The following is a 4,943-nucleotide window of genomic DNA, read 5'->3' as shown; positions in this document are numbered from 1 at the left end:
CCAAACAGCAGAGTGCCGAGCAGCAGGTCTCACCGCACCAGCAATTGTCCCCTTTCATCCGTACGAGGCTGGGGACGTTCACGTGTACGCCGACAACAGGTAATCAACTCGCGCACGTCCTCGCTGTCCGGCGGACAGCCGTGCAGGGCGTTCTTGAAGAGAGGAACCGCACCGTCCCACCGGGCGGCGCGGCGCATGGGCGGCCGGTTCGGCAAGAAGCCCCCGATCCACACGGGCGGCCGGGGACGCTGCAGGGTGGCGGTCTGCAGGTCACGTTCCGTGCCTGGTAGTGGCGACCGTGATGGTCGACGGCCTCGCCCATCCAGAACTGCCCCAACAACTCCACTCCTTCGTCCAGTCGCTCGGCGAGCACACGCTGATCGGTGGAGTCGCCGAAGCTGCCCTACTCGTGGTCAGCAGCATCCAGGCGTCCCCGAAAGGCCGCCCCGAGTACTTCCCGTCATGGACGTGGTCCCAGACGAAGTGCCCGTCCCACCCGGACTCCTCAGCCGCCGCCCTGCGGTTGCGACGTTTCGAGGGTCGGCGAAGTCGCCGAAGTTCGGGATATTGATGGAGAAGCGCATCCGGGCATCGTGGGCTACCCCACCTGTCCAGGCAACGGACTATGCGAGGCCACACAGCGGAATACATCGGCGCCCTGGCCGTGGGGGCCGGCTCCGCCCGCGGTCCTCCGGCCGTCCCGGTGTGGGACATGAGAGCAGCCTCGCTGCCGGGTCGCTCGGCGCGCCGAGTCATGAGTGCCGGGATTCGGGCGGGCCCGGCCCGGCATCACGCAATGATCATCAGGCGGCCTGAGCCGACGTCGCACAGTGCTTGCGTGGAACAAGTTCCAAGGCGGCTGCGGTGCCGACGGGATTCGAACCCGCGGACGGATAGGGGCAGGGCCGCCCCGTCTCCATCAGTCGCCATGCGCGGGACCTCACCCATGGCGATCGCAATGGGCCGCTCTGCCACGGCACCGCAACCTGCGAGAATGCGCGCCATCCTCGCTTCGGCTCAAGGTAGAGGTTCGTCCTGTGTGCGGCGAGCCGATATCCAGCGCAGGCTGTCGTTGAAGCATGGCCACAGAAGTTGAGCAACGGCGCCCATGGGAGTCTCCGGAGCGGTCCTTCTGCTGCCCGTTCGTCTCGGAACTCCGCTGACCGGGTTGCTGATCTCCAGCACCCTGCCCCGCGTCGTCCTGGGCGCCGTGATCAGGTCTTCGCCGTACCCGGCCCGCGTTCTACCGACTGTTCGTAGCTGCGCTCCTCCCGCCGCTCGGGCTGTGGTTATGGCTGCGGAGCGTACGTCTGACACCGTGCCGTGGCCCGCGCCCGTCGTCGCTCGAGCACCACGAGGACACTGGTCCTGGTGGTAGGCGTCGCCGGTGGCATCAACGGCATCGGAGGCGGCTCGCTTCTCGGCCCGATCCTCGTCGGTCGTTGAAACCCCCGGTCGCCACCGTGGGACCCGGGCTCTGGCCTCCACCCTCGTGATCGCCATCGTTGGCGCGGCCACCTAAGCGCCGCGTTGACCACCGCGGGCGACGTTGCCCCCGACCCGTTCCTGGGCCTGTACGCGGTGCGGGTATGGGGCTGACCGTCCGGCTTTCGCTGTCCCCGCTGTGCCGGGATGCTGCCGAAGCTCGGGTGCCGACCCTCCTTGCGTGGAGGCGTGACTGAGCCTGAATCCGAGTTCGACCTTGCGCGGGGGAGTTCCTGAAAGGGTTTCCGGAAGGCGTCGGCATCCGTACTGCGACGCGGTCTGGCCTGTGCTGCGCGAGTAGGGCAGGACGAGGTTGCGGGGGAGACGTAGGCCGGCCCGGGCACCCAGCCGGCGTTTGAGCATCGTGAGGCGGCTGACGTTGCCTTCGACGACCGACCTCATGGCTCCAGAGAAGGGTGAGGCCGACGATGACCGGATCGCGGTCACGGTCGATGGCTACGCGGTGAGCGTGTGGGGGCCAAGAGGCAGAGGGGCCGAGGGGCGGGTCGGGGAGGTGTATTGCCGGACTGCTTCGAGCCCACTGCGGCAGCGGTTCGCCCTGGCCCTCAGCGAGCATCAGACCGAAGGAGCGGACGTGGCCGATGAGGGGACCAGCTCAGGAGGGTGGGTCCGTGGGCCAGTGGGCCAGTTGCGCCTTGCGCCGCAGCGGAGCTCCGACTCGTGAGGGACCTCGGCCGACGGAGGGCGCACGGGACGAACCCGATGGGCAGGGAGACGATCGCCCGGCTCCGCAAGGCGTGCGCCCTCGCCAGGACAGAGGAGCTGATTCTCCTGAAAGAGGCGTCGCCGAGTGCTTCCGCCCGCCCCGTCGGTCGAGTTACGTCGACGGTCCACTGATCGGTGTCGAAGTGGAACGTCCGGGCTCCATTCGGACTGAACTCGAGTCAGAGTTCGAACGGGTGGAGCGCGATCTTCTCGCGCTCGAGGAAGAGCTCGACCCATGTACCGGCAACACCTTCGGGCAGCGGGGCAGAGAGGTCCAGCAGGATCTGCGTGCCGTCGAGATCCAGTACGGCGGCCCCGTCCTCGGTGAGGTTCAATCGTCCGCGCAGGACCACGCAGTGCCCGCCGGGCCGGACCTCTGGTCCGGTGCCGGCGGTCGGCCTCGCGTTCCGCCCCCAGGCGATGTCCTCGTCGACCGTCCACTCGACGTGGTACTCGCCCGGTTCTGCCGCTTGGTCGCCGCACCAGCGGACCGCGGTCCCCCCGAACGGGGTCCGGATCTGGGCCAGCCAGGGGCTCCAGGGGAACTTGGCGACCTTCACCAGTTCGATCAGCATCACCCGATCATGCCGTGGCGGGACTCCTGCCGGAAGCCGAGAGGCGAGGCCGATGACGGCCGAAGTCCGTTGGCGCCTGCGCCGGTTACTGAGCCTGCCCAGAATGGCAACTGATCGGGCGATGGCTGGGCCGAAGCACGCTGGCTGTCACGTAGGCAGGCTCGCCGGCGCTGTTGCCGGTGGCTGCATGCGTGGGACTTTGACCAGCTGAACACCGTGGTCACCGAGTCCGGTTGAGGCGGCCAGGGCCTGTCAGTGGCTGGTGACAGGATCACCGGCATGGTCTTCGTACGTACCACTCCGCCGCGGCCCGTGGACGTGACCGCGGTCTTTCCCGGGATAGCGCCGTTCGCACGTCCCGCGATTCGACTGCACCCTCGTCCCGGGTCGCCTTCGGTCGGGGAGAGTTCGGTCGGCGGGCCGTTGCTGTGGCCGCAGGAGGCGCCGTGGCCGCACTGCGAAGCCTCGCACCTGCACCGTGACAGTGGGTTCCGCCAGTCGCCGGACGACGTGCGGCTCATGAGGCGCAGGCGGGCCCGGTGGCACGGTGACCACGATGGTCCCGGGACGACGCCCGAGGAGGCAGCGGTCAAGGAGCGGAACGCAGCGAGGCTCGCGGAGCGTTTCGCCGCCGGCCCGCCGCCCGCGGAGTGCCCGGTCCCCATGCTGCCCGTGGCCCAGCTGTATCTGCGCGACATAACCCTGCTGCGGCCGCCGGGACAGGCCGATCTGCTCCAGGTTCTGTGGTGCCCCTACGACCACGATCCGTACGGGAAGCCGGCGACCGCACTGTTCTGGAGGTCCGCTGCCGAGGTCGTCGACGTCCTCGCCGCACCGCCCGAGCCGTACGAGGTGAACCATGAGGGCTATGTGCCGGAGCCGTGTGTCCTGGCTCCGGAAGCAATCACGGATTACCCCGACAGCCTCGATCTGAGTCCGCAGATGAGGCTCATAGTGGAGGACTGGAGCAGATGGCAGGCGGCCGGCGCCGACGTGGACAGCTCCTACGCGGAGTATCCGCGCGACTTCTATGACCCCCATCTGGCAGACGCGCCCGGATGGAAGGTCGGCGGCTGGCCTCCATGGGGCCGCACCGACCCCGACCCCCGATACTGCACCGTCTGTGATGTGCGGATGGTCCCGCTGCTGACCATCGCCTCCTTCGAATGGGATGGCGGCGAGGGACACAGCTGGACGCCCTATGAAGACCGGGCCGCAGCCAACGGTGCCGGTCATTGCTGTGGTCAGTCCCCCTCACAACCGACCAAGGTCGAAGTCGGCAGCACCGACAACATGCAGATCTACGTCTGCCCGGCCTCCCCCGAGCATCCGCACACCGACCTGATCCAATGAGCTGCCGGGCCCGCCGCCACCCGCCTCCGCTATTGGCGGCGGAGGTGCCGTCGACGGCGGAGAGTGTGTGACAAGCCGCTCGCCTCACGGAGGCGGGATCCTCAACGCACGAGGCTCCTGTGTCGAAGGAACAGGAGCTCGACCCGACCCGGCGGTGCGGAAGCCTCGTTGGCTCCTCCCACCCTTCCGCACCTGACCCGCCGCACGCGCTGGTCGAGTGAGTCATGCTCCGCATCGTCCCCAGAGAGGCCGACCGCCGCATCAGCAGGCCTTGGTCGTCACCCTGGTGTGCCTGCGCAAGCACGGCACCCTCGCGCAGATCGCCGCCGTCCTCGGCATCTTGTTGGGTACCGCCCATGCCTACATGCGCAGGGTGGTCGACCTGCTCGCGGTGCGGGCACCCGGCCTACTGAAGGTCCCGTGGCAGGTCGACCCGGACTCCGTCCTGCTCGACGGCATCCTCGCCGTATGCGACCGCCTGGGCGATGGCCCGGCCGAGCACTGCGCCAGCCGTGGAGCGAGGAAGTGACGTGGCGTCAGGTGTGACCTGGGGGGTGGGAATCAGGCCCGAAAGTCTCTGGTAGAGTTGAGCTCGCTGGAAAGGGAAAGCGCGAAAGCGAAGAACTGGAAAGCAAAAATGCGAAACCCGCTTCGACCGGGAATCGGACACGAAAGAGTCTGATAGAGTCGGAAACGCAAGACCGAAGGAAAGCGCCCGGAGGAAAGCCCCAGAAAATGTTCTGAGGGTGAGTACAAAGGAAGCGTCCGTTCCTTGAGAACTCAACAGCGTGCCAAAAGTCAACG

Annotated in this window: 2 protein-coding genes, 1 tRNA gene and 1 pseudogene; 2 read left to right on the top strand and 2 right to left on the bottom strand. The window is 67.8% G+C overall.

Going from position 1 to position 4,943, the window contains the following annotated elements; genetic code table 11:
• Window positions 1-862 precede the first annotated feature (862 nt).
• Window positions 863-981 (bottom strand) — tRNA-OTHER (locus tag ACIQMX_RS42265).
• A 1,409-nt stretch (window positions 982-2,390) separates the two neighbouring features.
• A complete protein-coding gene (locus ACIQMX_RS42260; protein ID WP_363078942.1) occupies window positions 2,391-2,786 on the bottom strand; it encodes a hypothetical protein in 396 nt (131 codons plus the stop codon).
• Between the two features lie 279 nt (window positions 2,787-3,065).
• Between ACIQMX_RS42260 and ACIQMX_RS42255 the strand changes: the two genes are divergently transcribed.
• Together ACIQMX_RS42255 and ACIQMX_RS42250 are read left to right on the top strand one after the other, a co-directional pair.
• Window positions 3,066-4,139, top strand: coding sequence for a hypothetical protein (locus tag ACIQMX_RS42255; protein WP_402487005.1), 1,074 nt, complete (start codon window positions 3,066-3,068; stop codon window positions 4,137-4,139).
• 224 nt (window positions 4,140-4,363) lie between these two features.
• Window positions 4,364-4,641: pseudogene (locus tag ACIQMX_RS42250) on the top strand (transposase family protein); the annotation flags it as partial.
• Window positions 4,642-4,943: the final 302 nt, after the last annotated feature.

It is taken from the genome of Streptomyces sp. NPDC091416 (assembly GCF_044756845.1).
In the GTDB taxonomy this organism is placed as follows: Bacteria; Actinomycetota; Actinomycetes; order Streptomycetales; family Streptomycetaceae; genus Streptomyces.
The sequence above is the reverse complement of the archived record's forward strand: the minus strand, read 5'-3'. Positions and strand labels throughout refer to the sequence as shown.